This is a genomic window from Kitasatospora sp. NPDC059722, from assembly GCF_042733235.1.
Classification (GTDB): domain Bacteria; phylum Actinomycetota; class Actinomycetes; order Streptomycetales; family Streptomycetaceae; genus Kitasatospora.
In genome coordinates, this window is sequence record NZ_JBHWGD010000219.1 from 1 (window position 1) to 4,523 (window position 4,523).

Annotated in this window: 3 protein-coding genes; 1 reads left to right on the forward strand and 2 read right to left on the reverse strand. The window is 73.2% G+C overall.

What is annotated here, in order from left to right:
• Positions 1–1,764, reverse strand: a 1,764-nt coding sequence (locus ACFV4F_RS42535) for an RICIN domain-containing protein (RefSeq protein WP_380511238.1), incomplete at its 3' end; no start/stop codon positions are given.
• 297 nt (positions 1,765–2,061) lie between these two features.
• Between ACFV4F_RS42535 and ACFV4F_RS42540 the strand changes: the two genes are divergently transcribed.
• Positions 2,062–3,021, forward strand: a complete 960-nt coding sequence (locus ACFV4F_RS42540; protein ID WP_380511232.1) for a hypothetical protein — start codon at positions 2,062–2,064, stop codon at positions 3,019–3,021.
• Positions 3,022–3,723: 702 nt separating this feature from the next.
• Here the strand turns inward: ACFV4F_RS42540 and ACFV4F_RS42545 are convergent.
• Positions 3,724–4,523 (reverse strand): MMPL family transporter (locus ACFV4F_RS42545; protein ID WP_380511235.1); only part of this gene is annotated, 800 nt, incomplete at its 5' end.

Genomic DNA, 4,523 nt, shown 5'->3' on the forward strand with positions numbered 1-4,523 from the left:
CGCAATCGGGGCCCCGCCCACGCCCGGCACGCGGGCCACCGCCGGCCCGCGGGTGCGGCCCGGGTGGGTCGGCGGGCGCACGGCCGGCAGCTGCGGCGCGCCCGGCCAATCGACGGCCGGAAGGTCCGGTCGGCCCGGCATCGGCACGTCCGGGTAGCCGGGCACCGACGGCCACGGGATGCCCGGCGCGCCGGGCAGCGCGGGCCAGGTCAGCTCGGGGTGTCCCTTGACGGTCGGCCACGGCAGGCCCTGGTAGCCGGGCACCGTGCGCCCGGCACCGCTCGGCGTGCCCGGGTCGGCAGGCACGCACGGCGCGGCGAGCTTCCACTTCTGCGGGATCCCGCCGTCGCACGGCCGGACGCTCAGCCCGGCGGACTGCTGCCCGGCCATGGTCAGGCAGGACTGGTCGGCCGCGCTGACGAGGTTGAACGTGCCGTCACCGGCGTCCTTGAACGTCCACTGCTGGCCGGTGCTGCCGTTCGGCCGGCCCGCCGCGTCGTTCTGCACCGGCCGGATGACGGTGTTGTGGCTGTCGGCGTCCTGCTGGAGGACGGTGCCCTGGGCCAGGACGCTCTCCACCACGTACCGGCCGTTCGCCACCTCGCGCAGCCGCCAGTTCTGCGAGGCGGTGCAGTTGCGCGCGTACGCCTGGACCACCGTGCCGTCGGCCTTCACACCGCCGCGCACGTCCAGGTTGAAGGTCGGACCGTAGGCGGACGCCGCCGCCGTGAGCTGGTACGTCGCACCGTCGAACGGCCGCGCACGGCCCGCGTCGGTGGCGGCCGGAGTGGTGACCGGCGCGGTGACCGGCGCGTCGGCGGAGGCCGTCAGCGCCGCCGTCGACACCTTCGGCGCAGCGCCGGCGGCGGCGACCGTGGTCGCGGTCGACCGCAGGGCGGCGGACCTCAGCGTCGCGGCCGTGCTGCTCGTTGTCGCGTCGGGCTTCTTGCACTCGGGGTCTTCGTCGGCGGGGCCGCCCAAGCACTCGTTCTCGTTCGCCATGGTCGGTGCTTCGGCCGCCCAGACCCGCGAGCTCCAGTGATACTGCTCAAGTGGCGGTAGCAGGACCCGGTCCGGCACCGGTATCTCCCGGTGCCTCTCCTCCGTCACCTCGATCGGCCCTGAGCGGACGATCTGCCCGCCGAGGCGGATGTACGCCTGACGCACCCGCATCGCGGATTCCACGAATCCGCCGGGGATGGCTCCTACCGCCGCCCACTCCTTCTCGTTCGTGGCAGTCCCGGGCAGGTCTCCCGGGAAGAACTGGTCGGGAATGTAGAGGAAGCGTCGATCCGGCCTGATCTTGTAGACCCATCCCTCCTTCCACCCCTTCGGCTGCCCGGCGGCGGATTCGGGATCCACCCGGGTGAAGCCGCCGTACCCGGCGCCGAACTCCTTCGCCTTCTCCAGGTCTCCGCTGGTACTGACGTAGCCCGACCTGTCGGTGCTGTGCCCGGTGTTGGTATCACCGATGACGTGGGTGTTCAGATCGAAGGACGGGTTGGCGCCCGCCCGGTTGCCCTTGGACGTGAACCCGTCCCGGTAGATCGAATCCGGGTCCATATTGGGGACGGCCGCACCCGGCGTGAGCTGGTTGTCGTCGTTCGGGCTGCCGACGTTCAGCGCCACCCCGCGGTAGACGAACGTGGGCAACTCCTTCCTCGTGTCCAAACACGGGTGCAGGTACGGCGGCGCCTCGGCCGCCTGGGCGGCCGGTGCTACGGCGCCCAGCAGGGGAGCCATCAGCACCCCCGCGGTCACCACGGTCGCCAAGGACCGGATTGTGGATCTGAAGAAATCGCGGCGCATGAGCGTCGGCGACCTCACCTTCGTACTGGCATGCCGATCAAGCCCCACGCTCGGCGAGCGCGGGCCCGCCGAAGCTATAGATCGCCCGTATACAACTGATCAACGCAGGTCAGCGGCGGGCCCCGGCGGCCCTCCGGCCCGCTCGGCGTGCCCGGGACGTCGGCGCCCGAAGTCGTCTCGTGCTGCCGGGTCGTCAGGTTCGCAGTGCGGGAACGGAGCCCCGCGGTCCGCCGCGATGCGGGCCTGGGCCCGGTGCATCGTGTCCGGAATAATCGGACGCCATCCACGGTCGCCGCCGACAAGCCCCTCAAGGAGCTCGACTCCTTCAAGCCCGGGCAAAGCCCCGACGCCCAGCGGGACCTGACGGTCGACAAGTCGGTGCGCCTGTCCTACATGCTCTCCGACCGCAAGGGCACCGCGCTGCTGGAGTACCGCCAGGTCGACGCCAAGGCGTACCTGCGCGCCGACGCCAAGGGCCTGGTGAAGCTGGCCGGGCAGGACCCGTCCCAGGTCGACGCCGTCGGCAAGGACCTGCCCGCCGAACCGGCCCCGGTCCGGGACGTCCTGGCCGGCAAGTGGATCACCTTCGACCTGCAGGCGGCCGCCGACGAGGCCAAGAAGTCCGACGGCACCAAGGCCGTCTCCCCGAGCGCCAAGCCGTCGCTGGACCCGGAGACCGCCAAGCAGCTCACCAACTCCGTCAAGGACGTGCTCACCCGCACCGTCACCTTCGAGGACAAGGGCGAGAAGGACGGCACCGAGCACGTCTGGATCAGCGCCCCGGGCCGCCGGCTGGCCGACGAGCTCCTGAAGGCCGTCAGGCCGCTGGCCGCCAAGCTCCCCGAGAAGTTCGGCAAGCTGCCCGACGCCGTGCCGGCCGGCGTGCGCGAGACCGCCGTCGGCGCCGACCTCTACCTGAAGGACGGCAAGCCGGCGTCCGTGACCTTCGACCTCGCCCAGTTGGAGAAGAAGGCCGGACCGGGCGTCAACTTCCCCGTGAAGCTGGCCTTCAGCCAGAGCACCCCGACCGTCGAGGCCCCCGCCGGCACCGTCGCGCTCACCGGCGACGACCTGCAGCGGGTCGTGCCGAACCTCACCCGCGCCGACGGGCTCGGCACGGGCCGGGGCGGATCCGCCGGGCCCGGCGCGGCGCCGGCCCCCGGAAAGCCGCTCACCGGCGCCCAGTCCGAGGAACGCAGCGCCTCGGGATGAGCCCGGCGGAGCAGGAGGTCTACACCAAGCTCGGCCTCGGATACGAGGACATGAAGGACATGAAGGACATCACCCAGAAGGACTGACCCCTGGTCCTTCCCCACGGTGTCCGGTCCGCCGCCGCCGCGGCGGGCCGGTCACCGTCGTGCGACGGCGCCCGGCCGGGCGGGACGCACGGCCGCGCGTACGCACTGTCGGTGGGGACAGGCAGGGTGCCGTCCGGTCCCGAGAAGACCATCCCGGGCTGCCGCGGGCCGCGCCGGGCGCCCCGCGCGCCGGGCCGCGCGGCGCCCCGCGGGGGCCGCGCCCCGGCCGCCGGCCCCCCCGCCGGGGACTGCGGCGCAGCCACCAAGCCGGGTGGGCCAGCTCGCCGGCCAGCCGGCCGGGTCGTTCGACCGGGAGCTCCTGGGCGGGGTCGAGCGTGAATCCGTGCTGCCCTGCGGCCCGGTGGAAGTGCCCGCGCATCGCCTCGTACGGCTTCTGCACCCCGTCCGTCACGGGTCCGGACCATAGCCGGGCATCAGAACCATCAAGATCACCGGGAGTTGCCTGGTCCGTGGCCCCTTCGCAGCTCGTCCGGCGTGAGGCGGGACTCGACCGACTGTCCCGCACCCGCCCGACCGCGATTCCCACTCCCAGGCCGTTTACCAGCGGAGATAGCGGAGATGGAGAAGTCCTGCTGGAGTACCGACGGCTCGCCGGTCAGGGCACCGGGACGCGGTAGGGCTCCGGGGCCGGCTCGGCCCGGTGGTGGTGGGCCGGGCGGAGCGGCCACCAGAGGGCGCGGCCGAGCAGGGTGGCGACGGCGGGCACCAGGACCAGGGACAGGACGGCGGCGGAGAGCAGGATGCCGAGCGTCAGCGCGAAGGCGACCTGTTCGCTGCCCGGGGTGGCGGCGAGGGTCGCGAAGGAACCGGCCAGGACCAGGCCGGCCGTGGCGATGGCGGGCGTGGTGTGCCGTACGGCGCGGGCGACGGCGGCGCGGGGCGGGCCGGGGCGCTGCATCTCCTCGCGGATCCGGTCGGTGATGAGGATGTTGTAGTCGGTGCCCAGTGCCACGACGAACAGGAACAGCACCAGCGGGAGGGTGAAGCTGACGCCCGGTTCGCCCAGCCCGTGCTGGAACAGCAGGGTCGCGGCCCCGAGGGTGGCGGCGAAGCCGAGCCCAACGGAGACCATCAGGACCAGCGGGGCGAGCAGGCTGCGCAGGAGCAGCAGCAGGATCAGGGCGATCAGGGCGGCCGCGACCGGGAAGACGATCGTCAGGTCGTGGTCGACGGCGGTGGAGATGTCGGCGAAGATCGCCGCCGTGCCGCCCACGTGGGCGCTGGTCCCGGCGGGTGTGTGGGCGGCGACCGTGGCGCGGACCGGGCCGGAGGCCAGGTCGCGGGCGCGTCGGCTCTGCGGGTCTGCGGTCAGGTAGAGGTCGATCCGGGCGGCGCGCCGGTCCGCGTTGAGGACGGTGCCGCCCGTCTTGCCGACGCCCTCGACCTGGGTGAGGG